Here is a 24,300-nt window from a genome sequence, read left to right as displayed (position 1 = left end):
ATTCGGTCAGGCAACCAGAAGCGCCATGAAGTCATCGACTGCCGTTTTCGCCAGTTGTTCCGGCGCCGCAGCCAGCTCTGCCAGTGCTTGCCACTGACCCGCCGCCAGTTTGCCAGAAACGCTGTCGGTAAACTTCTGCTTCAGCACCGGAATCCCTTCGTCGCGGCGGCGGCGGTGGCCAATCGGAAAATCGATGGCAACCCGGTCGGTGGAACTGCCGTCTTTAAAGAACACCTGGATCGCATTGCCGATGTAGCGCTTGTCAGCGGCAAAGTAGTCCTGGGTGAACTGCTTGTTTTCGCTGACTTCCATCAGGCCCCGTAGGTGATCGATGCGCGGGTCCGCCGCGACGTCGTTTTCGTAGTCGGCAGCGGTCAGGCGGCCAAAGATCAAGGGCACGGCGATCATGTACTGGATGCAGTGATCGCGATCGGCCGGATTGTCGAGCGGTCCGGTCTTATCAATGATGCGCACGCCTGGCTCCTGAGTTTCAACAACGATTTTCTCAATGTTATCGATACGGTCTTTCACGTCGCCATGCAGCTGCATCGCGCACTCTACAGCGGTTTGCGCATGGAACTCGGCCGGGTAGGAAATCTTGAACAGAATGTTTTCCATCACGTAACTTGCGTAAGGTTGCGTGAACGCGAACGGCTTGCCCTTGAACAGTACGTCGTACCAGCCCCAGGTCTTCGCGGTCAGCGCTGACGGGTAGCCCATCTCGCCGGTCAGCGCGATCAGCGCATGGCGGACGGCGCGACTCGTGGCATCGCCTGCCGCCCAGCTCTTGCGGGAACCGGTGTTCGGCGCGTGGCGGTAGGTACGCAATGCCGCACCGTCGATCCAGGCGTTCGAAACCGCGTTGATGACCTGCTCACGATCACCACCGAGCATGCGGGTAACAACGGCGGTGGAAGCAATGCGCACCAGCAGCACGTGATCGAGACCGACACGGTTGTAGCTGTTTTCCAGCGCCAGCACGCCCTGAATTTCGTGCGCACGGATCATGGCGGTCAGTACATGCTGCATCGTTAGCGGGTCTTTGCCTTCCGCGCGATGCTTGCGGCTGAGGTAGTCAGCCGTCGCGAGAATGCCGCCAAGGTTATCGGACGGGTGTCCCCATTCGGCCGCAAGCCAGGTGTCGTTGAAGTCCAGCCAGCGCACCATCGCGCCAATATTGAATGCGCCCTGCACGGGATCCAGCTCGTACGAGGTGCCCGGCACCCGCGCGCCACCAGCCAATGTTGCGCCTGGCACAACAGGGCCCAGCAGCTTGGTGCATGCCGGATAATCCAGCGCCTGAAAGCCACAAGCCAATGTATCGAGCAGGCAATAGTGTGCGGTCTCGTACGCCAGCGCCGAGTCGATGCTGTCGTTGCAAACGTAGTCGGCGATATCGCGCAGGACTTGATCGGGTTCCGGCCGTTCGGCCGAGCGGATGTCGTGTCCGGACATGGAGCTTCCTTTAATTGATTGCAGCGCGGCTTGTGCCGCGCTGCGTCGTTGCAGAGTGTTTGGTCGTGTCGTGCGTGCGCTTAGCGTTGTTCAATTGGCACCCAGGTTTGCAAACCGGGGCCTGTGTAATCCGCGCCCGGCCGGATCAACTTGTTGTTCGAACGCTGTTCCATGATGTGCGCGGACCAGCCCGTGATCCGGGAGCAAACGAAGATCGGCGTGAACAAATAGGTCGGTATGCCCATGTAGTGGTAGACGCTGGCGGCAAAAAAATCCGCGTTGGCGAACAGCTTCTTTTGCTCCCACATGACAGTCTCAACCGCTTCGGATACGTCGTACAGATGCGTATCACCGGCCTCTTCAGCCAGTTGTTTCGACATCTTCTTGTTGACTGAATTGCGGGGATCGGAGGTTGTGTAGACCCGGTGGCCGAAGCCCATGATTTTTTCCTTGCGTTCGAGCATGCCGAGCACACCTGCGGTTGCTTCGTCCGGCGAGGAAAACTTCTGGATCAGCTCCATTGCGGCTTCGTTGGCGCCACCGTGCAGCGGACCGCGCAAAGCGCCGATGGCACCCGTCACCGCCGAATGGAAATCGGACAGCGTGCCGGTAATAACCCGTGCGGTAAACGTGGAGGCATTGAATTCATGCTCGGCGTACAGGATCAGCGTGGTATCCAGACAGCGCTGATGCAGTTCGGACGGTGACTGGTCATGCAGCATGTGCAGAAAATGCCCGGCGACGCTGTCGTCATCGGTTTCCACGTCGATGCGTTTGCCGTCAGTATGAAAGCGATGCCAGTACAACAGCATCGACGGGATGCAGGCGAGCAGTTTGTCGGCCACCTCTGCCTGCATCGAAAAGTCTGTTTCAGGCTCCAGGTTGCCCAGCATCGAGACACCGGTGCGCAGCACGTCCATCGGGTGTGCGTGCGCCGGGACCATTTCCAGCACCTTCTTCAAGGCATCGGGCAAGCCGCGCAAGGTTTTCAGGCGAGCAACATAGGCATCGAACTCGGCTTGCGTCGGCAATGCCCCGTGCATCAGCAAATAGGCCACTTCCTCGAAGCGGGCGTTGGCGGCGAGATCGTAAATATCGTAGCCGCGGTAGGTAAGGCCAGCGCCTTCTTTGCCTACCGTACAGAGTGCCGTTTCACCCGCAACGACACCCGCGAGTCCACCAGTCTTCTTGCTTGCTGCCATTTTAAGTCCTCACTCGGTGTGAATTTCAGTTGTCGCGCTTAATGCCTTGTTCGGAAAACAACTGATCAAGTTTTTGTTCGTATTCGTGGTAGCCGAGAACCTCGTACAAATCGGCACGAGTCTGCATCTGCTCGATGACCGCTTTCTGCGTCCCGTCGCGGCGCAAGGTCTCGTAGACGTTCTGCGCCGCCGCGGCCATGGCCCGGCTGGCACTCAATGGATACAGCGCCATGCGCACCCCGACGGATTTCAGTTCGTCGAGCGTGAACAGCGGGGTCTGGCCGAATTCGGTCAGGTTCGACAACACCGGCACCTTGATGGTGGTGGTAAATTCGCGATACTCGTCGAGGGTTGTCAGGGCTTCAGCGAAGATCATGTCAGCGCCCGCTTCCACGTACGCCGCGGCGCGGTCGATGGCTGCCTGCTGGCCTTCCACGGCATGGGCGTCGGTGCGCGCCATGATGCCGAACTGCTGGTCATCCCGGCCATCGACGGCGGCCTTGATGCGGTCACACATTTCACGACTGTCGACCAGCGCCTTGCCGGGCCGGTGACCGCAACGTTTCACGGCAACCTGGTCTTCCAGGTGGCAGGCAGCAGCACCGGCACGCGCCATTTCACGAACAGTGCGGCCGATCATGAAGGCGCTGCCCCAGCCGGTATCGGCATCAACGAGCAACGGCAGCTCGCTGGCGTAGGTAATGCGACGGATGTCTTCGCAGACATCGTTCAGGGTGGTCATCGCGAGATCGGGAAGACCGAAGGAGTGATTGGCAACACCGGCGCCTGACAGGTAGATCGCCTTGAAACCCGCCCGCTCCGCGAGCAGCGCCGCGTAAGCATTGATCGTGCCGGCAATTTGCAGTGGCCGCTCCGCATCCAGAGCCTGCCAGAATCGTTTGCTGCCACCTGCTGCCATCACATTCCTCCAAATTCTAATCCGGATTAAAACCGGGGGCTGCGCGCCATCAAGCGGCTTTTCGGCCAGCGGAGCGCGTAGGGAATCCCGGGGCAGCGGATTCTAAACTACCGAACAGGCGTTTCCCAAATGGCGGACCGGCTGCCTTTAACGTATAGCAGTACGAGACACGTCCGGAAAGCGCCCGCGCACCAGCAAAACGCGCGTTTACAGACGAACAATCGGCCAGCAGAAGGCTGTGCGGCGAACAGCGGTTCAGGGAATGGTTACGACCAGCCGGCCGGTGACCTTGCCATCGATGTAGCGCTGGAAGTGCTGCGGCAGGTCATCAAAAGCCACGGTTTCCGTGGCAATGGCATCGAGGTGTTGTGGCCGCAGATCGCCGCCAATCCGGTTCCAGACGGCCTGTCGCAACAGGCGCGGCGTTTCCACGGAATTGATGCCGAGCAAACACACAGCGCGCAGTATGAAAGGCAAAACTGTGGTTTGCAGCTCGTGACTCGCGGCCAGGCCGATGCTCGCGATATTGCCGCCATACTGAGTCGTGCGCACCAGCCAGGACAAGACCTCGCCACCCAGATTATCGATGGCGCCGGCCCATTCCGCTTTTTCCATCGGCCGTGTGCCGAAATCGATTTCGTCACGCAACAGGACCCGCTGAGCACCGATGGATTTCAGGTAATCCGCTTGTTCGGCTTTGCCGGTAACGGCTACTACCTCGTAGCCGCGACCCGCGAGCATGTCGATGGCGATGCTGCCAACCCCGCCCGTTGCGCCGGTGACCACAATCGGGCCGTTTTCCGGCAGCTGGCCGTTTTGTTCCAGGCGGTGTATGGCCAGCGCCGCCGTGTAACCGGCCGTGCCCAGCTGCATCGCCAGCAATTGGCTGATACCGGTCGGCAAAGTAATCACCGAATCGGCGGGCACGCGGGCAAATTCCGCGTAGCCGCCGTCGCGGGTTTCACTCAAACCGCAACCATTGACGACCACCCGGGTGCCGGGCTCCAGCACCGGGTTCTCGCTGGGCTCAACGGTGCCGGCCAGATCGATGCCACCGACCAGCGGGTAGCTGCGCAGGATCCGCCCCGCGCCGGTCGCTGCCAGCGCGTCCTTGTAGTTGATCGTGGAGTGGCTGACCCGAATTACCACGTCGCCGCTCGACAGATCGTCCAGCCCGAGCTCGCAAAAGCCGGCTTTTACACCGTTTTCATCCTTGTCGATCCGGTAGGCGCGAAATTTTTCTGTGCTGCTCATTGGCAATCCTCTAGCGGTCAGACGGTGATCCATGCTCAAGCCAGTGTTCGAGTCCCTGCGTGTTCAGTTTGACGTCCATACCGATAATGGCACGCAGTCGTGCCTCGTCATCCGCCACTCCATGTTGGACAGCGCGATCGCCTAGGTAGTCGAACATGGCGGCTTCAAGATCCAGGGTGCGCGTCGCACTGTGTCGGCAAGACTCGGCCATGGCGACGAAATCATCAAGACACTGGTGCAGGTCCGCGGCCAGGCGCGCAACATCGTTGACCCGACTGTAGTGCGTCAGCAGGCATTGGGCCGGCATCAGCGCAATAATCCTGTCCACCGTCCGGTGCGCTTCGCGCGGATCGAAATGCACGGGCGTCGTTGTCGGAAAAACAAACTCGCCGTTGGCCGTGTCCAGTTCCCGGTAAGAAACGCCGAAGCTGTCACCCGTGAACACCGCGGACGCTGTCGCATCGTGCAAACAATAGTGGTGCCGGGCATGACCTTCGGTATAGAAGCAATGCAGTTCGCGCCCATTGAGGTCAAAGCGCTGCCCGTCCTCGGCCACGATTACCCGTTCCTTGTCGATAGCCTGGAGCTTACCGTACAGCCTTGCAAAGACCTCTTTACCGTAAACAGCCTGCGAGCCTTTGATCAGTTTGGAAGGATCGATCATGTGCCGCGCACCGCGCGGATGAATCACGGCACGGGCATTCGGCAATGACTGCATGAGCAAGCCGGCACCGCCCGCATGATCCAGGTGTATGTGGGTCAGAAAGACGTAATCGACGGCGGCAGAATCAAGCTCTTGCTGGCGGAGCGCATCGAGCAGAAACGGCACGCTGTGATTGCTGCCGGTGTCGACAAAGGCACAGCGGCCGCCCTCATTGATGAGATGGCTGGCCGCGAGCAGTGGCCGGACATAGTCCGTGTCCACCGCCGTAATGCCATGATCGAGATGCGTGCAACGCGCCGCGGTCATGGCAATCCGCTGTCGTTGCTCAGTCGGACTTTTCGGGCGTGTGTACGCCATCGTCGCGGCGACTGTAGAAGCGGGCAATGGCTTCGATATCGTCGTCACTCAGCATGCCGGCAAAGGCAGACATCACCGTGCCTGCACGCGCCCCGCTCTTGTACTGGTCCAGTGCGTGCATCAAATAATCCTGATGCTGTCCGGACAGGGTGGCCGGCGTCGGTACCATGCCGGCGCTTTGCGCACCGTGGCAGGTAAGGCAGGTTTTCGCGGCGTCCAGTCCGGCGATATCGTCAGCGGTCACCGAATCCGTGGCCATCTCGGCACCTTGAAAATAGGCCGCAACGTCAGCAATGTCCTGGTCGGACAGGCTTTCGCCCTGCGCCTGCATCGTCGGGTGCGGCCGATTGCCATCGCGATACGCCTTCAGCGCCGTTTCGATGTAAGCGGCTTTCTGGCCACCCAGTTTTGGTACCCGGTAAGAAGGGTAGGCATTGCGATAGCCAGGAATGCCGTGGCACCCCATGCACGTATAGGCAAGCTGTTCGCCCTGCTCCGGATTGCCATCGGCGTGGGCGGTCATTGGAGCAAGCGCGCTGAATGCGAGCACGGCAGCGGCTAGGGCGGCGTATCTGTTGACAATATTCACGTTGGGTTTCCGGCACTTACGATGGTCGGACGACGTGCCCGACACAATAGGAGGCCGCTATGTTAGTGGCAGCGGCGACGTATTTCCAGAGACCGGGTGCCGATTTCGCAAACTGCCGCTGTGAATCCGCATGCTAGCATGCACGCAGAACGGTCTTCCCGCCGTGCAACCGTGGAGCTTGTCCTTGAAACGTTGGTTGTTGCTGGGTCTTCTCGCGCTGGCCGTGTTGTTGCTGATTTCGCCCGGGATCGTCGGCCACCTGGCTGAACGCGCTATTGAACAGCAAATAGACTTTGCCGAAGCGCGCGATCCGCAACTCGCCGTAGACACGGCCCGTTTCGAACGGGGCTGGTTTACCTCCGCGGGCCAGTACCGGGTCCCGATCAGCGATCCGGAGCTTGCCGAACTGGCGCTGGCGATGAGCGGCTCGGCGCCGGAAGCGGGCGTTACGCCCGTGCTGCTGATCGATACCCGGCTTGACCACGGCCTGCTGCCGTTCGGCGCCATAGGCCGCGATGCATCGTCATTGCTACCGGCCATTGCGAGCGGACTGTCCACCCTGCGGCTCGAACTGGCGCCGGAGCGCGTGGTCGATTTGCCGGGCAAGCTGGTCAGTCGCCTGGGCATCAACGGTTCGGCGCGCTTCCACTACCAGTTGCCAGCCGGTCGGCGTGCGGCCAATGGCATTTCCGCCAGCTGGGCCGCGGCCGATATCCAGGTCACCAGCAACGCGGATGGCAGCGCCCTGCGCGCCAATGCCCAGCTCGACGACTGGTCCATAGATCTCAGCAGCGAAGCACTGTCCTTCGCCAGCCTGACATCGGCAACGGACATCGTCATGAGTGACCGGGGTATTGCCGTAGGCTCGTTCGAGCTGGCACTCACGGATACCCGGATTCGCCGCGCGAGCGATTCGGAGACGCGCTGGGCCGTACTGACGGCAAAGGCCGAGTCGGCACTGGCCGGTGAGCTGTTCAACGGCGACCTGCATCTGGACATAGCCGGTTTGAACGGCACCCGGGGACAACAAAACGTAAAGCTGCACGCGACTGTCAGTGATCTGCAAGCCCGCTTCCTGCGGCCCGTGCTGCGCAGAATGTCCGGTGTTGCAGGGAATTCCTCTACGCTGGATGACGTTGCTTATTCGCAAGCGGACGAAGAACTGCGCTTGCTGCTGTCGGCGGGCGGCAAACTGACGATCGACGAGCTGCGTGTGCAAACAGACGACGGCGAACTCGCGGCCCTCGTGGCACTCGAAGTACCGGCGTCAGATCGCCTGCGAAGTTGGCCAGGACTGCTGCTGGCACTTGAAGGCAAAGCGGATGTCGAATTGCCGGTCAGTGTGGTCGACGCAATGCCGGACCTTGCGCTACAGCTGCAACCGTTGATTGCGACCGGCTTCCTGCGCCGTGAAGGCGATGTTTATGTCTTGCGCGCCGCGTACGCGAAAGGACTCGCCACAATTAACGGCGCGCCAATGCCGGTCCCCATGCCGGGCACTCAGAACGATTGGCGGTGATCGCGGCTCAACGGCAAACAGAGGTCCAGCTCGCCTGCGCGATGGCAAGCCACCCAGGTACCGTCCACCCGGCTCAAGGGCGGTACTTCCGAGCGACAACGCGTCTCGGCGTACACACAGCGTGGATGAAACGGGCAGCCGGTGGGTGGAGCCGCGATTGACGCCACTTCGCCGGGTACGGCTGCAGGACGCCGCGCAACGTTCGGATCGGGAATCGGCACGGAGTCAATTAAGGCTCGCGTATACGGGTGGCGCGGCTGACTGAACAGCTGCTGGCCGGACCCGTGCTCGAATATCGTTCCCAGGTACATCACCAGCACCCGGTGGCTGATCGACTTCACCACGCTCAGATCGTGCGAGATAAACAACAGCGACAAACCACGTGCCGATTGTTCTTCGCGCAACAGCCGCAACACGTCGGCGCGCACCTCGCCGTCGAGCGCAGCCACCGCCTCGTCGAGCACCAGCAGTTTCGGCATGACAATCAGCGCCCGAGCCAGTGCCACCCGTTGCGCCTGCCCGCCGGAAAGCTGCTGCGGGAATCGCATGCCCATATCGCTGCCAAGTCCGACGCGCTGCAACATCGTGGCAACGGCAGCACGGCGTTCTGCCGCCGACATGCGAGGTTCATGCACGCGCAAAGGTTCGTCGACAACGGCCGCGACCCGCATAGACGGGTTGAGCGAAGCCAGCGGCTCCTGAAATACGAGCTGCATATCGCGGCGCTGGCTTTGCTGCCGGTGCTCCGTCAGGGCCTCGAGGTCGTCACCGAGAAAACGGATGCGCCCGGCTGCCGGCGGTAGCAACCCCAGCAGCGCACGTGCCAGGCTGCTCTTGCCGGATCCCGACTCGCCCACCAGCGCGACCGTTTCACCGCGCTGCACGTCAAAGCTGACATTGCGCACAGCTTTGACTTCATTGCGCTTCCACACCGAGCCGTGCGGTTTGCTGTGATAGCTGACACTGACATCGAGCACTTCGATGAGCGGTTTCGGTGCGCGCAATAGCGGTGCTGTGCGTATGTCCTGTAATGCAGGAGACGCGGCGAGCATCGCCTTTCCTCGTTCGTGTTGTGGCGCTGCGAAGAACGTCGCGGTGTCGGCTGCTTCAATAATGCGACCCTGATCAAGCAGCAGTGTCCGTTCGCAATTGCCGGCCACGATACCGAGGTCGTGAGTGATCAACAGCAAGGTGCTGCCATAGCGTGTTCGCAGCTCCGCCAGGAGATCGAGAATCTGCGCCTGCACCGTCACGTCGAGTGCTGTAGTCGGTTCATCCGCGATGAGCAACTCGGGTTCGCCGAGCAAGGCGGCCGCGATCATTACGCGCTGCCGCATGCCGCCCGACAACTGGTGAGGATAAGCCCGCATTTGTCGGGTGGGATCCGGCAAACCAACCTGTCGCAACATATCGGTAACACGAGCGAATGCTGCCGTCCCGGCCGCGAGTTGGTGTTCCAGCAGCACCCGCTGCAGTTGATCGCCGATGCTCAGGTACGGGTTGAGCGCCTGCGAGGGGTCCTGAAAAACCATGGCCATGTGGCAGGTGCGGACTTTGTTGTAGGTGGCATTACTGGCGCCGCACAGTTCTTTGCCGGCGAACACAATGCTGCCGCGGAGCTCAGCACCTTTCGGTAACAAGCCCATCAACGCGAGTGCGGTCTGAGTCTTGCCGCTGCCGGATTCACCCACCAAGCCGACCGTTTCCCCGCCTGCAATCCTGAACTGCAAGTCCTGCAGCACCGGGTTCTGAGCGTAACGCAGGTTCAGTTCACTGACACTGAGCAAGGTCACCGGTCGTGCTCCGTCGTGTCGAGCGCATCGCGCAGTCCGTCGCCGAGAAAATTAAAGCAGTACAGGATAACGGCGAGCAGTGTCGCGGGCAGCAACAATACCCAGGGAGCCTGTTCCATATGCCCGGTTCCACCTTCAACCAGCGCGCCGAGTGAGGTTCGCGGTTCCTGAATACCCAAACCGAGAAAGCTCAGGAACGATTCGATCAGTATGGCCTGCGGCACCGTCAGCGTGACGTACACGATAACAACGCCCAGCAGGTTCGGCGTGATGTGACGGAAAATGATGCTCGCTGTCGATACGCCGTTGACTCTGGCCGCGGCAACGAACTCACGTTCTTTCAATGCCAGTGTCTGACCGCGAACAATACGCGCCATGTCCAGCCAGTTGACCGCGCCGATAGCAACGAAGATCAACAGGAAGTTTCGTTCGAAAACCACCATCAGCAGGATGACGAAGAAAATGAACGGCAACGCGTACAGCGCATCGACGATGCGCATCATCAGCGCATCAACGCGGCCACCGACGAAACCCGCGACAGCGCCGTACACGACACCTATCGCAAGGCTCACCAGGCTCGCGACTATGGCAACGACCAAGGTGATCTGCACACCCATCATCGCGCGCACAAACAGATCGCGGCCAAGGTCGTCCGTGCCAAACAGGTGCAGCCCATCCAGCGTCGGCGGCGTTAACCGCAGGTCGAAGTCCGCTGTGCGAAAGTCGTTCGGGGAAATGAGCGGACCCAGCACGGCGATTGCCGCAATGACGATCAGCACTATTCCGCAAGCCCGCACTGTACGGCTGGCGGTGACGCGGCTTGCGAGTGCCTGTAGTGCCGGGTTCATCGCTGACGGATCCGTGGATCGAGAAAGCCGTAAAGCATGTCCACCAGCAGGTTAAGCAGGATGACCAGCGTTGCGTAGAAAATGACGCTGCCGAGGACGAGCGTGTAATCCCGGTTAAGAGCAGCGCGTACGAACAGCTGGCCAAGACCGGGGATACCGAAGATTTGCTCGACGACGACCGAGCCGGTCAGGATGCCGGCGATGGCCGGCCCCATGTACGACAGCAGCGGCAACATCGCCGGCTTCAGCGCGTGGTGGCGGACCACACTGGCGGTCCGCAAACCCTGAGCGCGCGCGGTACGAATGAAGTCGCTGTTCATCACTTCGATCATGCTCGCGCGGGTCAGGCGTGTGATGTAGGCAACCTGCGGCAACGCCAGTGCGAACACCGGCAGCACATAGCGTGACACTCCGCCGTCCGCGCCACTCCAGCTCGCGGGAAGCACGCCGAGGTAAACCGCAAACAGCAGGACCAGTGCTGGCGCGATGACGAACACCGGCAAAGAAATGCCGCTCATTGCCAGCGCCGAAATAATCCGGTCACGACGACTGCCATGCGCCAGGGCCGCCGCTATACCGCCACCAACCCCGACCAGCAATGCCAGCAACATGGCGATGGCACCTAACGCCAGAGAGACAGGAATCGCCGCGCCGATGAGTTCGGCGACACGGTATTCGCGGTAGCGATAGGAAGGCCCGAGATCGCCCTCTGCCAGTCCGGAAAGATAGCGCCAGAATTGTTCCGGCAATGATTCATCAAGATGGTAGGCCGCTGCGATATTCGCTTCGATCTCAAGCGGCAAACGCCGCTCCTCGTCAAACGGACCACCGGGTGCGGCGTGCACCATCAGGAACGCGATTGCGATGACCAGCAACAAGGTCGGAATTGCGGCCAACAGGCGAAACAAGGCGAAGCGAATGGCGCCCATGCTGTGCATTGAGTTACCCATGGTTGTTGCGCGTTATTCTGGGTCGTTGCTGTCGCGCAAACTCAGGTGCTGACTGTAGTGAAAATCCAGCACGTTGTCTTGCCAGCCCTGTACGCGCGGACTGACCAGATGTTTGCTGACATGAATGTAGAGCGGGATCACCGGGTGATCGTCGAGCATCTCACGCTCGGCTTGTTCGAGGTATTGCCGTCGCAACTGCGGATCGACCTGTTGCGCAGCGGCCTGCATGAGCTCATCAAACCGCGGGTTCTGGTAGCCGGTCAGATTCGAAGCATTGCCGGATTCGAAAATACTCAGGAATGAATGTGCGTCGTTGTAATCGCCGTTCCAGCTCAAACGGAATAACTCCGTTATGCGCATCTCGCGGATGTTGCTGATCAGGACGCGAAACTCTTCATTGATCAGGGTTGCTTCGAAGCCAAGCACGTCCTGCCACATGGATTGAATCGCAAGCGCCAGGCGTTCGTGCGTTTCGGCGGTGTTGTAGCGGATTTCGATCTGCAACGGCTTGTCGGCTCCGTAGCCGGCTTCCTGGTACAAGCGCCGCGCCGCAGCATGCCGCTCTGCGCGCGGCAAATCGGCATAACTGAAACGTTGCGGCGCGTAGTTGGCAATGCCGGGTGGCACCCAGCTCCAGGCCGGCTGCTCTCCGCGCGCAGTCACTTTCTCTGTCAGCACATCGCGGTCAATTGCCATCGACAACGCTTCGCGCAACTTCGGATTGTCGCGCAGCTTTTCCTGCATGAGGTTAAAGCCGTAGAAATACGTGCCAAGAAACGGTGCTACCCGCAATTCGTCGGGGCGGTCTTTCGCCAGTTGCGCGTAGGCCTCCGACGGCACAACGGCCGTAATGTCCAGTTCGCCGGCACGGTATCGGTACAGCTCGGCACTCGCCTCGACAGTCACGTGATGGCGAACCCGATCGATCTGCGTTGCGGCGTTATTCCAGTAGTGCGGGTTACGCGTCAGCTCAATAAATGAACCCAGCTCCCAGTTCTTGAGTTGATAAGCACCGTTACTGATGAGTTTGCCAGCGCGTGCAAAGCTGTCGCCGTGTTCAGCGATGTTTGCAGCATGCACCGGGTATGCACTGACCAACGCGAGCTGACCGATGAAGTACGGCACCGGGTAGTCCAGCGTAATCTGCAGCTGCTTTGGGCCAAGCGCCGTAACGCCGAGCGAGTCTGCGTTCAGCTTTTTTTCGATGATGGCCGGCGCGTTCTTGACGGCAATCATCAGCTCACCGTAAAACGCAGCGGTTTCCGGATTCACCAGCCGGCGGAAGCTGTAAACGAAATCATCTGCGGTTACCGGGTCACCGTTGGACCAACGGGCAGTGTCACGAATCCAGAAGGTGTAGCGCTTGCCGTCGTCAGAGACTTCCCAGCGCTCGGCGGCCGCAGGTATCAGGACCCCATCGGCCGAGTAGCCAACAAGGCCCTCGAACAGGTCGCGCTGCACGCGGTGCGCCTGGGTCGTGCGGGTGTGATGCGGGTCCAGGGACTCCGGCTCCGGGCCAACACCACGGTTCAGCAGCGTACCCCCGTTGTCCACGGGTCCGGAACACGCGAACAGCAGCGGCACCACCAACACGGCGACTGCCGTCAGGAACCATGAGCTCAGCTTGCGGTGCTTGCCTTCCAAGTCGTTGCTTTCCCAGCCCCGGGGCCGATGAGCATAGCGTAATTGGCGGCCGCGGGTGCCAACCGCGTCGCAATTTTGTAGCCGTCAGGCGCTGCGGCGGAAGGTCTGCTTCTTCAGGTGTATCAGCAAGAGCGAAATGGTGGACGGCGTGACGCCTTCCAGGCGCGATGCCTGACCCAGGGTTTGCGGGCGCACGGCCTCAAGACGCTGCCGCGCTTCGGTCGTCAGGCCGGTTACGGTTGAATAGTCGATATCGGCGGGCAGCGCGAGGGTTTCCTGGCGGGCATGGCGCGCGATTTCACGCTCCTGGCGTTCAATATAGCCGGCGTATTTGGCTTCGACGTTGAGCGCGAGCGCTACCTGGTCGGCAACTTCGTCCGCCAATGTAGTGAACACGGCGGGTCCGACCGCGGACAGCGAACACAGGCTGGCGTGGTTCAGTTCCGGCCGTTTGATCAGGTCCAGCGCGGTGACTTCCCGCTGCAAGGGCGAACTTAACAGCTCGTGGTCGGCGGCCGTCATGGCGGCCGGATGCAGGACGATGCCGGCAAGCCGCGCGCGTTCACTGGCGACGGCCGCACACTTGTCATTGAAAACCTGCCAGCGGGTGTCGTCTACCAGACCAAAGTCGCGGCCGAGCGGGGTAAGCCGCTGGTCTGCATTGTCTTCGCGCAACATCAGCCGGTATTCCGCGCGGCTGGTGAACATGCGATACGGTTCGCTGACGCCGCGGGTAACGAGGTCGTCGACCAATACGCCGAGGTACGCTTCGTGACGGGCCGGCTGCCAGCCCGCGTAGCCGCGCGAATGACGGGATGCATTGAGACCCGCGAGCAAACCCTGAGCGCCAGCCTCTTCGTAGCCGGTCGTGCCATTGATCTGGCCGGCGAAATAGAGCCCGCCGATGAACCGGGTTTCCAGCGTCAGCTTCAGGTCCCGCGGGTCGAAATAGTCGTATTCGATGGCGTAGCCCGGCTGAGTAATGCGCGCGTTCTCGAAACCGGGAATGGAATGCACGAACTCTTGCTGAACGGATTCCGGCAGGCTCGTGGAAATGCCGTTCGGATAAACAAGGCTGGTTGTCAGGCCTTCGGGCTCTACGAAAATCTGGTGCGAAGACTTATCGGCGAAGCGCACGATCTTGTCTTCGACCGACGGGCAATAACGAGGTCCCACGCCTTCGATCTTGCCGCTGTACATGGCGGACTGATCGAGCGCCCCACGCACGATATCGTGCGTGCGTTCGGTGGTGCGGGTAATGAAGCAACTGATTTGCCGCGGGTGTTCGGCACGCTTGCCAAGAAATGAAAACACCGGCACCGGTTCGTCGCCGGGCTGTTCATCCATCAGCGCGTAATTGAGAGTCGAGCCATCCAGGCGCGGTGGTGTGCCGGTTTTCAGGCGAGCGACGCGGAACGGCATTTCGCGCAAACGGTCGGCCAGGCGGATGGACGGCGGGTCGCCGACCCGGCCACCGGGTCGCTCCGTCTGTCCAATCAGGATTCGACCGCCGAGGAACGTACCGACCGTTAGAACCACGGCCGCGGCGGTGTAACGATCGCCATTGGCACACACGACGCCGGCAATCTTCTCGTTCTTGAGCACCAGGTCGTCGACCGCTTGTTCGACGATCGTAAGGCCGGGCTGGCTGAGTAAGATGCGCTGGATGGCCTGGCGGTACAGTTCGCGGTCGGCCTGCGCCCGGGTTGCACGTACGGCCGGTCCCTTGCTGGCGTTCAAGGTCCGGAAATGAATCCCCGCCTGATCGATAGCGCGCGCCATGGCGCCGCCCAGGGCATCGATTTCGCGGGTCAGGTGGCCCTTGCCGATGCCGCCGATGGCCGGGTTGCAGCTCATTTGACCCAGCGTTGCCACGGCATGGGTCAACAGCAACGTGCGCGCGCCAGAGCGCGCGGCCGCCAGACACGCTTCCGTGCCGGCATGACCGCCGCCGACGACGATGACATCAAATTGCTGCTGCTGGGACATTGGGACTCGACTGGCAAGCTCCGGGAGGGCGGATTCTAATCGCCCCCCCCGCCACTTGCCAGAAAAGCCCGTGAAAGTGGCCAGCCTGAGCGACTCCTTTTGACTCCGCCGGCCGCAAAACGGAAGATGAGCGGCTTGTTGACCGAGGCCCGTTTATTGAGAACAGCACTGCTTGCCGCCTTCTGCCTGTTACCGGGCCTGTTGCCAGCGGCACCCGCGGACAGCATTGATTTGCAGGACTGTCGTATCAGCGCAGGGCCTGGTTTTCCGCGCATCAAGGCGCGCTGCGGCATCCTTCTGCGCCCCCTGAACCCGGCGGATGACGGCTCACCGCTGATCGATCTGAACGTGGCCGTTGTGCCAGCCCTGAGCCTCGAGCCCGAAGCTGACCCGTTTGTACCGATTGCCGGCGGCCCCGGTCAGGCCTCGACGGAGTTTTATGCGGCGATTGCGACAGCCTTTGAAGATGTCCGCAGAACCCGCGACATCGTGCTGCTCGACCAGCGCGGGACCGGGCAGTCATCTGCACTGGACTGCGAGGTGGTCGAACAACTGACCACCGCGACGATCGGTGACACGCAAACGCTGGACGCCACCCGCGAATGCCTCGAATCGCTGGAACACGATCCGCGCTACTTCACTACCAGCATCGCTGTACAGGACCTTGAAGCGCTGCGCGAGTCGCTCGGCTACGCGCAGTTCAATGTGTACGGAATTTCCTACGGTACCAGGGTCGCGCAACATTACGCCCGACGTTATCCGGAGTCCGTGCGCAGCGTGATTCTCGATGGCGTTGTGCCGCCGCAGCTCGCGTTAGGCCCGGCCATCGCGAATGAAGCACAACGGGCGCTCGACTCGGTACTCAACCGCTGCCGCGAAGACAGCGCCTGCCACGAACGTTTTCCACAACTGGATAACGAGTTTGCCGAACTCAAGGCGCGCCTGAGTGCCAGGCCGGCGACCGTTGCCTTGAACGACCCGCTTACCGGTCGACGCGACAGTATCGATTTTGGCCCGGACGAATTTGCCGGCGCGCTGCGCTTGCTCAGCTATCACCCGAGTACGATTGCATTAATGCCCTTGTTAATACACGAAGCGGCTAACGGCAATCTTGCGCCGCTTGCCGGACAGTATTTGCAGAATACCGGCGCGCTCTCGGAGTCACTCAGTATCGGCATGCACAATGCGGTTGTCTGCACGGAAGATATTCCTTTTGCGAAAGTTGCTGCGGAGGAGCGCGCGGCGCTGGGGCAAACCTACATCGGTCCCGTGTTGCTCGACAGCATGCGCATTGCCTGTTCGATCTGGCCGTCGGGCGTGATTGATGACGGGTTTAAACAACCATTGTCCACGGACCTGCCGGTGTTGCTGCTATCCGGGGAAGCCGACCCGATAACGCCGCCGGCTTACGCGGAACTGGCGGCTGTCGAACTGCGCAATGCCCGGCACCTTATTGGTCGCAACCAGGGCCACGGTCTGGCAGCGCGGGGCTGTGTGCCGGAGCTGGTTGCGACATTCGTCGATACGGCATCAGTGCAGGACCTCGACGCAACGTGCCTCGACAAACAATTGTTTGCGATGCCGTTTTTTCTTGATTTTTCCGGGCCCGCGCCATGATTGAAGTCAACGACCTGCGTAAGTCTTTTGGCGCCGTGCAAGCGGTTGATGGCGTCAGCTTCGCCGCGGGCGACGGCCGGATCACCGGGCTGCTTGGGCCGAACGGGGCCGGCAAATCAACCACGCTGCGCATCCTCTACACGGTGCTCAAGCCGGACAGTGGCAGTGCCACGATTGATGGCATCGATGTCGTTGACGACAGCCTCAAAGCACGGGCCGCGATCGGCACATTGCCACATGGCTCGGGGCTGTACCCGCACCTCACGGCGCGCGAAAACATTCGCTATTACGCGCGACTTTATGGCGTGGCCGAAGACAGTATTGAAGAACGAATTGAAAGCCTGATTGATGAACTCGATCTGCGCGATTTTGCCGACCGCCGGACCCGCGGTTTTTCCCAGGGACAGCAAACCAAAGTCGCACTCGCACGGGCGTTGGTGCACGGTCCGCAAAACGTAGTCCTCGACGAACCAAGTAACGGTCTGGATGTGATGGCAACGCGTTCCTTGCGGGACCTGGTACGCACGTTGAAGAACGCGGGGCGCTGCGTACTTTTCTCCAGTCATGTCATGCAGGAAGTTGCTGCACTGTGCGATGAGATCGTCATCATCGCGGGTGGCAAAGTAGCCTTGCACGACAGCCCGGACGGCATTCGGAACGCAACCGGCTGCGATGATCTGGAAGATGCGTTCGTCAGCGCAATTTCGAGTAAGGACGAACGCTGATGCGCACACTTCGTGTCGTGTTTAATAAAGAGGTCATGGATAACTTCCGGGATCGACGAACCCTTTTGTCAGCCTTGCTGATGGGCCCGTTGTTTGGACCCATTCTGTTTGCCTTCGTGATCAATCTTTCGCTCAATCAGTCACTCAGCAACGAGACGGAAGCGCTGTTGTTACCGGTCATCGGGCAGGAGTACGCACCAAACCTGTTGCGGTATCTGGAAAGTGAAAACATCAATGTCGTCGACGGACCTGCAGACCGGGAGGCCGCTCTGCAGGCGGTCAAAGATGGCGAGTACGATGTAGTGGTGCTTATTCCGGAGGAGTTCGGTCAGCAACTGGCCGATGCGGTGCCCGCCTTGATCGAAGTGATATCGGACCAGGCAAATACCAGTGCGGAACGCGAAGCGCGGCGCGCAACCCGGGCATTAGCCGGTTACGGCAGAGAGCTCGCCGGCTTGCGTCTGTCCCTGCGCGGGGTGAATCCGATGCTGATGCGGCCGCTGAATATTGATGTTGTTGACGTATCCACGCCGAGCGGCCGTTCGGCCATATTGCTCGGCATGTTGAGTTACTTTTTTATCTTTGCGCTGTTAACCGGCGGAATGAATCTCGCTATTGATGCGACAGCGGGAGAACGCGAGCGCGGCTCCCTGGAACCGTTGTTGTGCCTGCCGGTATCACGTGACGAGTTGATCATCGGCAAGATTCTTGCGGCTTGTTTGTTTATGGCCATGTCGCTGTGTCTGAGCCTTGTTTCGTTTTACGTGACATTGCGTTTCGTGCCCCTTGAACAACTGGGCATGACCCCGAACTTCGGTCCCCTTGTGGTAATGACCGCGTTTTTCTTGCTGGTACCGTTTGCCTTGCTCGGTGCTGCTCTGATGACCCTGGTTGCGTCGTTCACCCGCAGCTACAAGGAAGCACAGACCTGGTTGAGTGCCGTCTTGCTTGCGCCGACGCTACCCATACTGATTGTGAGTATTCTGCAGGTTCGGCCAAGTGTTGAGTTGATGCTTATCCCCAGCCTCAGTCAGCACTTGTTGCTAAACAGCCTGATACGCAACGAACCGGTCAACCTGTTACACGTTGCGGTGTCTGCCAGCGCGACGCTGGCACTCGGTGCGGCAACGGCGTGGCTTTGTGCGCGCCTTTATCGGCGCGAGGGCTTACTCGGTTAGACGTGGGTCTCCCGGTCGCGCTGCGGTGAGCTACTTGCCGATGCAGAATTCCGAAAAGATCCTGCCGAGCAAATCATCACTCGTGAATCGGCCGGTGACGCTGCCAAGCGCGTCCTGAGCGAGGCGCAGTTCTTCCGCAAACAATTCGCCAGCCGCATCGTTACGCAATGCGCTGACGCCTTGCGCAAAATGCTTTTGTGCGAGTGCGATTGCATCGAGGTGTCGTTGGCGAGCGGTGAAACTGCCCTCGCCGATATCGCCAAGCCCGGCAACGCGCTTCAGCTCATCGCGTAAGGCAGCAACGCCGATGCCGGTTTGTGCGGATATACCAATTGCCATGGTGTTCTGTATACCGGCCGTTTCGCCGCTGAGATCGATTTTATTGCGAACTTTCAATAGCGGGATTCCCGCTGGAATTTCGGCGGGCAGTTCAGGTTCCGAGTTGCTGTACTTTGCCGAATCAATAACCCAGAGCACGGCATCGGCGGTTTGCGTGGCCTCAAGGGCGCGGCGTATGCCCTCCGCTTCAATCCTGTCGGGATTGTCGCGCAATCCGGCAGTGTCGATGAGCTCAACCAGCAAGCCGTCAATATCGATACGCTCGCGAAGTATGTCCCTGGTGGTGCCGGCGATTTCGGTGACGATGGCAGCATCCTGGCCGGACAAGAGATTCAGGAGACTCGATTTGCCGGCATTCGGCTCGCCCACAATGACCACCTGCAAGCCATCACGCAGAACCCGGCCGGCACGCGCACGCTCGCCCAGCACGTGCATTGCAGCAGCAACGGTGTCCACCCGGGCCAGCAATTGCCGGTCCGAAAGGAAATCGATTTCTTCTTCAGGGAAGTCGATAGCGGCTTCGACGTGCAGGCGAAGCTGGATTAGTTGTTCAAGCAAATGGTGGACGGCGTTTGAGAACTCGCCACTCAAGGTTCGCAATGCCGCACGCGCGGCTTGCTGGGTGCCACTGTCGATCAGGTCGGCGATGGCTTCGGCCTGGGCAAGGTCCAGTTTGCCGTTCATGAATGCGCGGCGGGAGAATTCACCGGCTTCGGCACGGCGGGCACCTAACTCGGTGGCCGCTTTTATCAGGGCTGCAACAGGCAACGGGCCGCCATGACCGTGCAATTCAAGGACATCTTCACCGGTGAATGATGCCGGTGCCGGAAACCACAGCGCGACGCCGTGATCAATGGTCTCGCCGTTTGCATCGCTGAACGTATTGAGCACCGCTTGTCGAGCCTTTAGCGGACGGTTCAACATGTGGCTGGCGATTGCGCCGGCATCGGGCCCGGACAAGCGAACGATAGCAACACCGCCGCGGCCGGGCGGGGTGGCCGCGGCAACAATGGTGTCTGCAATGTAGTGCGGTTCTTCTCTGTTCATGGTCTTGTTGGGAGAACGCGTTTCCTGCAGAGGTTTTCCGCATTGGGAGCGGTGGCAAAGTAGCGAGTTATTCCGCGGCAACTATGGCACGGGCATTGTTCGCGCAATTCGGGCCTGACTTCAAGGCGAATTGCGCAACCGGTGGATTTCTTCAACCCGGTGCCGGTGACTTGAGGGTGGTAAAGCGAAGGGTAACCGTTTGCACAGACAACGTGGGGTGAGAGTTTGGCGCTGCGGCGGCAAGTAGCTTGCCGCCGCAGCGTCTTTTCGTCAGCGTTCTGCCGCAAGCAGCGAAACCGGAGCTGACAGCAAAACGGGCGGCGCGATCGAGTGTTGAGTCGCGTTGTTAGCGGTCAGTCGCTGTCTTTATTCTTTTTGACTTTTTTGCCGGTGCTGCGCTTCTTGTCTTCCTGCTCGACAACCTTGTTGATACGCCATTGCTGAGCAATGGACAACAAGGTATTCGTCACCCAGTAAAGAACCAGGCCTGCCGGGAAGAATGCGAAAAAGCCGGTGAAGACGACAGGCATGATCTGCATGACCCGTGCTTGAATCGGATCGGCCGGGGCCGGATTGAGGCGTTGCTGGAACAGCATCGCAACACCCATGATGATGGGCAGAATGAAATACGGGTCGCGTGAGGAAAGGTCAGTTATCCACAAAGCGAATGGCGCCTGGCGCATTTCCACACTTTCCAGCAGTACCCAATAGAACGCGAGGAAGAATGGCATCTGAATCAGAATCGGCAGGCAACCCGCCGCCGGATTGACTTTCTCCCGCTTGTACAGGTCCATCATGGCCTGGCTCAGGCCTTGCCGGTCGTCTTTGTAGCGTTCCTGCAGCGCTTTCATGCGCGGCTGAATCTTGCGCATCTTCGCCATTGACCGGCCGCTGGCTTCGGTCAGCTTGTAGAACGCGAGCTTGATCAAAACGGTGACAAGAATAATTGCCAGGCCCCAGTTCTGAACAAGGGTATGTACCTTGCTTAACAACCAGAACAGCGGTCCGGAGATCAGGGTCAGCCAACCGTAGTCGACGGTCAGTTTGAGTTTGGGGGAAATCTGGTCCAGCTGGCGTTGCAACTTCGGGCCGACGAACAGGGTCGTCGGGTATTCCATTTCCGCACCGGGCGCTATGCGTTGCGCGGGCCCTATGGTGCTGGCAACAACCACGTCATTGATGATGGCAATGTTGTATCGCTGGGTGTCCGCTTTCGGTGGAATTATCGCGCTGAGAAAATGGTGTTCAATCGCGGCAACCCAGCCGTCGCTGGCGGTTACGCTGTAGGCGCCGTCGGACAATAGGTCGTCGCGTTGCAGTTTGGTGGACTTTTCGCCGTCGTAAATGATGGGGCCGTCGAAAGAATAGGAATCGACGTCGAACATTGAGCGGTCGACGGGTTTCGAACGTCGTTGGAGTTGGGCGTAGCTTGCGCCCCGCCAGACGGTAGCGGTGCCATTACGCACGGTTTGCACGACGTCGATGCGATAACTGCCGCGGGCAAAGCGAAAGCGCTTCTCGACCACCAGACCGCTTTCGTCGGTCCAGGTGAACGGAACTTCGAGTACGTCGCCTGACAGCTCGTAGTTATCGCGGCTGCTACTGAAGGTGCTCAGGTGGTTCGCTTCCGGCGCGCCATCCGCCGCCCGCAGGCCGGTTTGCAGTGCGCCGGTATCACCGTTTTCCGTGCTTAACAGGGCAATGACCTTGTTCGGCTGGTCTTTGGCGATCGGGTATTTTTTCAGATGCGCTTCGGTGATCGTGGCGCCGCGCAGGCTGATCGTCAGATCGAGGACATCGGTAGTAACGTGAACGCTGGCCGCCGTGGTTGCCGGACTGGGGGCCACGGCCTGCGGCTCCATGAGACTGGGACCGTCAGTGGCCGCATCGCCACTCCCCGCGGGGAGTGGCGGCAGGTCATCTGTCAGCGGCGTCTCGGTCGGAGCATTGATGGTTTCGCTGCTGATCGGCGCTTGGGGTTGCGGACCGTAGTCTTGCATCCAGGCTTCATAGCTGAGCCACAACATGAGGCCAAAAGTAGCCCATATCAGCAGTCTTTGATTTTCCATTTAGCGGTTTTCCTGCCCGCGCTGTGCGGTGTTTTGGCAAGCCCGCCAATGCCGGGCAAGGCTCGTGAAAAGCTCGGTGTTAGTCATGCGTTCAGCGCCCGGTCTGTTGAGCACGATGATATCGACGCCCGCCAGACTCGCCTGATGCATACGAAATGATTCGCGTATTATGCGTTTCAGACGATTTCTTGCTACCGCTTTCGGACAATTTTTTTTCGCGATGGCCATACCGAGCCGCGCACCGGGTTCCTCGCTGGATCGGTACAACACTGTAAAACATCGGTCGCTGCTGCGGAGCGCCTTCGCGAATACTCGGCTGAAGGCGGCTTTATTGGGAAGGCGTCGGTTAGGTCCGAACGAGAACGGTGCGGCGTCAGAGTCACGGCCAGAGTGGCGCGTCGTAACGCTGTCCGGTTCGCGGGTAATTACGGTGTTAGCTGCGCACGGCCTTTTGCGCGACGACGCTTCAGGACGAGGCGGCCGGCTTTGGTTGCCATACGAGCGCGGAAGCCGTGGGTACGGGCTCGTTTTAGGGTGCTGGGCTGGAACGTGCGTTTCATGTGCCGGATACCTGTAAATCGACCAGGGTTAAACCCCGGCTTAAAAAGAGCCGGCAAGGGTACGCGGAGCCTTAATTTGTGTCAACAGATGGCTGCTTTAGTTCGGCTTTTTTCGCGGCCCCTGCTTGCTGGCGCGCCCCCCTGAGACGGTATAGACTGGCGCGTTCACTCGCCAATCGGCGCTTTTCTGTCAGGTTTATACCCTTGGGGGCTCAATTGCAGGGCAATTCGTCGCTTTGGAATCGCTGTGTCCGCGACCTCCAGGCGGAGCTTCCGGAGCAACAATTCAATACCTGGATCAGGCCGCTACAGGCCGTGGAAGGCGAACAGACACTACGGTTGCTGGCGCCAAACCGGTTTGTGGTGGATTGGCTGAAACAGCATTACATTGAGCAGATTCACAAGCTGGTCGAAGCAATTGATGATGCGATGGTAGTGGTCATTGAGGTCGGCTCAAGGCAGGTGCCACCTGAAGTTAAACCGAACCGGGCTCCGGGGCGCTCTTTTGCGGGTAATGCTACGGGTCCGGCGCCGGATCCGGTGGTCAGTACGCTGAATCCCGGGTTCAATTTTTCAAGTTTCGTTGAGGGCAAGAGCAATCAGCTTGCACGGGCAGCCGCGAGCCAGGTGGGTGAAAACCCCGGCAAGAGCTACAACCCACTGTTTATCTACGGCGGTGTTGGCCTCGGCAAGACCCACCTGATGCAAGCCATTGGTAATGCCATGCTGGCGAAGAACCCTGGCGCGAGAGTGAGTTACGTGCATTCGGAGCGGTTTGTGGGTGACATGGTGAAAGGCCTGCAACACAACACGATCTCGGCGTTCAAACGCTCCTATCGGTCGCTGGATGCGCTGTTGATTGACGATATTCAGTTTTTTGCCGGCAAGGAGCGGTCTCAGGAGGAGTTTTTTCACACCTTCAACGCCTTGCTGGAAGGTCAGAAGCAAATTGTTTTGACCTGTGATCGGTACCCGAAAGAGGTGCACGGCCTTGAGGAGCGTTTGCAGTCCCGGTTCGGTTGGGGGCTGACAGTCGCGATTGAACCGCCGGAGCTGGAAACATCCGTCGCAATTCTGATGAGCAAGGCAGAGGCAGCCGGCGTTTCGCTGCCGGAGGAAGTCGCGTTTTTTATCGCCAAGCGTATCCGCTCCAATGTTCGGGAACTGGAAGGCGCGTTGCGCCGGGTCATGGCGAATTCGGAATTTACCGGTCAGCCAATTAATCTTGAGTTTGCCAAAGAAGCCTTGCGGGATTTGCTGGCGTTGCAAGAAAGACTGGTTTCGATTGAAAACATCCAAAAGACGGTAGCCGATTATTACAAACTCAGGGTCGCCGACTTGTTGTCGAAAAAACGTAGTCGATCAGTAGCCAGGCCACGGCAGATGGCGATGGCGCTGGCGAAGGAACTTACCAATCACAGTTTGCCCGAGATTGGTGATGCCTTCGGCGGTCGCGATCATACGACAGTGCTGCACGGTTGCCGGCGTATAGCGAGTTTGCGTGAAGTGGAAAAGCGCTTGGACGATGACTATTTGAATTTGCTAAGAACTCTGACAGGATGATGTGGATAAGTGGTGTACA

At 59.8% G+C, this 24,300-nt stretch carries 20 protein-coding genes; 5 read left to right on the top strand and 15 right to left on the bottom strand.

What is annotated here, in order from left to right; all coding sequences use genetic code 11:
- Positions 1-6: 6 nt before the first annotated feature.
- The 6 genes from BA177_RS00095 to BA177_RS18715 form a co-directional block, all read right to left on the bottom strand.
- Entirely contained in the window at positions 7-1,455 is a 1,449-nt protein-coding gene (locus BA177_RS00095) for a bifunctional 2-methylcitrate dehydratase/aconitate hydratase (protein WP_068611626.1), read from the bottom strand.
- A gap of 80 nt (positions 1,456-1,535) precedes the next feature.
- Complete coding sequence (gene prpC, locus BA177_RS00090; protein WP_068611624.1) at positions 1,536-2,657, bottom strand: bifunctional 2-methylcitrate synthase/citrate synthase; 1,122 nt, start codon at positions 2,655-2,657, stop codon at positions 1,536-1,538.
- Positions 2,658-2,682: 25 nt separating this feature from the next.
- Positions 2,683-3,576 (bottom strand): methylisocitrate lyase, encoded by an 894-nt coding sequence (prpB, locus tag BA177_RS00085; RefSeq protein ID WP_068611622.1) that lies wholly within the window; start codon positions 3,574-3,576, stop codon positions 2,683-2,685.
- 255 nt (positions 3,577-3,831) lie between these two features.
- Entirely contained in the window at positions 3,832-4,830 is a 999-nt protein-coding gene (locus BA177_RS00080) for an acrylyl-CoA reductase family protein (RefSeq protein ID WP_068611620.1), read from the bottom strand.
- Between the two features lie 10 nt (positions 4,831-4,840).
- Entirely contained in the window at positions 4,841-5,800 is a 960-nt protein-coding gene (locus BA177_RS00075) for an MBL fold metallo-hydrolase (RefSeq protein WP_068611618.1), read from the bottom strand.
- Between the two features lie 19 nt (positions 5,801-5,819).
- A complete protein-coding gene (locus BA177_RS18715; RefSeq protein ID WP_197493236.1) occupies positions 5,820-6,440 on the bottom strand; it encodes a c-type cytochrome in 621 nt (206 codons plus the stop codon).
- 184 nt (positions 6,441-6,624) lie between these two features.
- On the opposite strand from BA177_RS18715, the gene BA177_RS00065 reads away from it, so the two are divergent.
- Entirely contained in the window at positions 6,625-7,959 is a 1,335-nt protein-coding gene (locus BA177_RS00065) for a YdgA family protein (protein ID WP_197493235.1), read from the top strand.
- Here BA177_RS00065 and BA177_RS00060 read toward each other — a convergent pair.
- The 5 genes from BA177_RS00060 to mnmG form a co-directional block, all read right to left on the bottom strand.
- The gene (locus BA177_RS00060) at positions 7,941-9,752 is read right to left on the bottom strand and encodes a dipeptide ABC transporter ATP-binding protein (RefSeq protein WP_068611614.1); all 1,812 of its coding nucleotides are present in this window, start codon (positions 9,750-9,752) and stop codon (positions 7,941-7,943) included. The two genes, BA177_RS00065 and BA177_RS00060, sit on opposite strands and share 19 nt — an antisense overlap.
- Positions 9,749-10,600, bottom strand: coding sequence for an ABC transporter permease (locus tag BA177_RS00055; RefSeq protein ID WP_068611612.1), 852 nt, complete (start codon positions 10,598-10,600; stop codon positions 9,749-9,751). The genes BA177_RS00060 and BA177_RS00055 overlap by 4 nt, the downstream gene beginning before the upstream one ends.
- Entirely contained in the window at positions 10,597-11,550 is a 954-nt protein-coding gene (locus BA177_RS00050) for an ABC transporter permease (RefSeq protein WP_231892471.1), read from the bottom strand. Before BA177_RS00050 ends, BA177_RS00055 begins: the two co-directional genes overlap by 4 nt.
- A 12-nt stretch (positions 11,551-11,562) precedes the next feature.
- Entirely contained in the window at positions 11,563-13,194 is a 1,632-nt protein-coding gene (locus BA177_RS00045; RefSeq protein ID WP_082989715.1) for a peptide ABC transporter substrate-binding protein, read from the bottom strand.
- 84 nt (positions 13,195-13,278) lie between these two features.
- Positions 13,279-15,183: a tRNA uridine-5-carboxymethylaminomethyl(34) synthesis enzyme MnmG gene (gene mnmG, locus BA177_RS00040; protein ID WP_068611608.1), complete on the bottom strand. Its 1,905-nt coding sequence runs from the start codon at positions 15,181-15,183 to the stop codon at positions 13,279-13,281.
- Positions 15,184-15,309: 126 nt separating this feature from the next.
- On the opposite strand from mnmG, the gene BA177_RS00035 reads away from it, so the two are divergent.
- The 3 genes from BA177_RS00035 to BA177_RS00025 are packed head-to-tail and all read left to right on the top strand — an operon-like array spanning position 15,310 to position 18,703.
- Positions 15,310-16,800, top strand: coding sequence for an alpha/beta hydrolase (locus BA177_RS00035; RefSeq protein WP_068611606.1), 1,491 nt, complete (start codon positions 15,310-15,312; stop codon positions 16,798-16,800).
- Positions 16,797-17,525: an ABC transporter ATP-binding protein gene (locus BA177_RS00030; RefSeq protein ID WP_068611605.1), complete on the top strand. Its 729-nt coding sequence runs from the start codon at positions 16,797-16,799 to the stop codon at positions 17,523-17,525. Before BA177_RS00035 ends, BA177_RS00030 begins: the two co-directional genes overlap by 4 nt.
- Positions 17,525-18,703, top strand: coding sequence for an ABC transporter permease (locus tag BA177_RS00025; RefSeq protein ID WP_068611603.1), 1,179 nt, complete (start codon positions 17,525-17,527; stop codon positions 18,701-18,703). The genes BA177_RS00030 and BA177_RS00025 overlap by 1 nt, the downstream gene beginning before the upstream one ends.
- A 30-nt stretch (positions 18,704-18,733) precedes the next feature.
- Here the strand turns inward: BA177_RS00025 and mnmE are convergent, their stop codons facing one another.
- The 4 genes from mnmE to rpmH all read right to left on the bottom strand — a co-directional run bounded on the left by mnmE (position 18,734) and on the right by rpmH (position 22,718).
- A complete protein-coding gene (gene mnmE, locus BA177_RS00020; RefSeq protein WP_068611601.1) occupies positions 18,734-20,089 on the bottom strand; it encodes a tRNA uridine-5-carboxymethylaminomethyl(34) synthesis GTPase MnmE in 1,356 nt (451 codons plus the stop codon).
- A gap of 353 nt (positions 20,090-20,442) precedes the next feature.
- Positions 20,443-22,158, bottom strand: coding sequence for a membrane protein insertase YidC (yidC, locus tag BA177_RS00015; protein WP_068611599.1), 1,716 nt, complete (start codon positions 22,156-22,158; stop codon positions 20,443-20,445).
- Positions 22,159-22,584 (bottom strand): ribonuclease P protein component, encoded by a 426-nt coding sequence (gene rnpA / locus BA177_RS19105; protein WP_082989714.1) that lies wholly within the window; start codon positions 22,582-22,584, stop codon positions 22,159-22,161.
- Positions 22,584-22,718, bottom strand: a complete 135-nt coding sequence (rpmH, locus tag BA177_RS18235) for a 50S ribosomal protein L34 (RefSeq protein WP_082989713.1) — start codon at positions 22,716-22,718, stop codon at positions 22,584-22,586. The genes rnpA and rpmH overlap by 1 nt, the downstream gene beginning before the upstream one ends.
- Before the next feature lie 216 nt (positions 22,719-22,934).
- Between rpmH and dnaA the strand changes: the two genes are divergently transcribed.
- Positions 22,935-24,281: a chromosomal replication initiator protein DnaA gene (gene dnaA / locus BA177_RS00005; protein ID WP_068611596.1), complete on the top strand. Its 1,347-nt coding sequence runs from the start codon at positions 22,935-22,937 to the stop codon at positions 24,279-24,281.
- The last annotated feature ends 19 nt before the right edge of the window (positions 24,282-24,300 follow it).

The sequence above is a fragment of the Woeseia oceani genome (genome assembly GCF_001677435.1).
Taxonomy (GTDB): Bacteria; Pseudomonadota; Gammaproteobacteria; order Steroidobacterales; family Woeseiaceae; genus Woeseia; species Woeseia oceani.
This window is presented reverse-complemented; position numbering and strand designations above follow the sequence as displayed.

Bases quoted from the DNA above. Each gene is read 5' to 3' on its own strand.
- BA177_RS00055 (WP_068611612.1), bottom strand. From the start codon at position 10,600: ATGAACCCGGCACTACAGGCACTCGCAAGCCGCGTCACCGCCAGCCGT.
- mnmG (WP_068611608.1), bottom strand. From the start codon at position 15,183: ATGTCCCAGCAGCAGCAATTTGATGTCATCGTCGTCGGCGGCGGTCAT.
- yidC (WP_068611599.1), bottom strand. From the start codon at position 22,158: ATGGAAAATCAAAGACTGCTGATATGGGCTACTTTTGGCCTCATGTTG.
- BA177_RS00030 (WP_068611605.1), top strand. From the start codon at position 16,797: ATGATTGAAGTCAACGACCTGCGTAAGTCTTTTGGCGCCGTGCAAGCG.
- BA177_RS00075 (WP_068611618.1), bottom strand. From the start codon at position 5,800: ATGACCGCGGCGCGTTGCACGCATCTCGATCATGGCATTACGGCGGTG.
- mnmE (WP_068611601.1), bottom strand. From the start codon at position 20,089: ATGAACAGAGAAGAACCGCACTACATTGCAGACACCATTGTTGCCGCG.
- BA177_RS00025 (WP_068611603.1), top strand. From the start codon at position 17,525: ATGCGCACACTTCGTGTCGTGTTTAATAAAGAGGTCATGGATAACTTC.
- BA177_RS00095 (WP_068611626.1), bottom strand. From the start codon at position 1,455: ATGTCCGGACACGACATCCGCTCGGCCGAACGGCCGGAACCCGATCAA.
- BA177_RS00035 (WP_068611606.1), top strand. From the start codon at position 15,310: ATGAGCGGCTTGTTGACCGAGGCCCGTTTATTGAGAACAGCACTGCTT.
- BA177_RS00050 (WP_231892471.1), bottom strand. From the start codon at position 11,550: ATGGGTAACTCAATGCACAGCATGGGCGCCATTCGCTTCGCCTTGTTT.
- BA177_RS00080 (WP_068611620.1), bottom strand. From the start codon at position 4,830: ATGAGCAGCACAGAAAAATTTCGCGCCTACCGGATCGACAAGGATGAA.
- rpmH (WP_082989713.1), bottom strand. From the start codon at position 22,718: ATGAAACGCACGTTCCAGCCCAGCACCCTAAAACGAGCCCGTACCCAC.
- prpB (WP_068611622.1), bottom strand. From the start codon at position 3,576: ATGGCAGCAGGTGGCAGCAAACGATTCTGGCAGGCTCTGGATGCGGAG.
- prpC (WP_068611624.1), bottom strand. From the start codon at position 2,657: ATGGCAGCAAGCAAGAAGACTGGTGGACTCGCGGGTGTCGTTGCGGGT.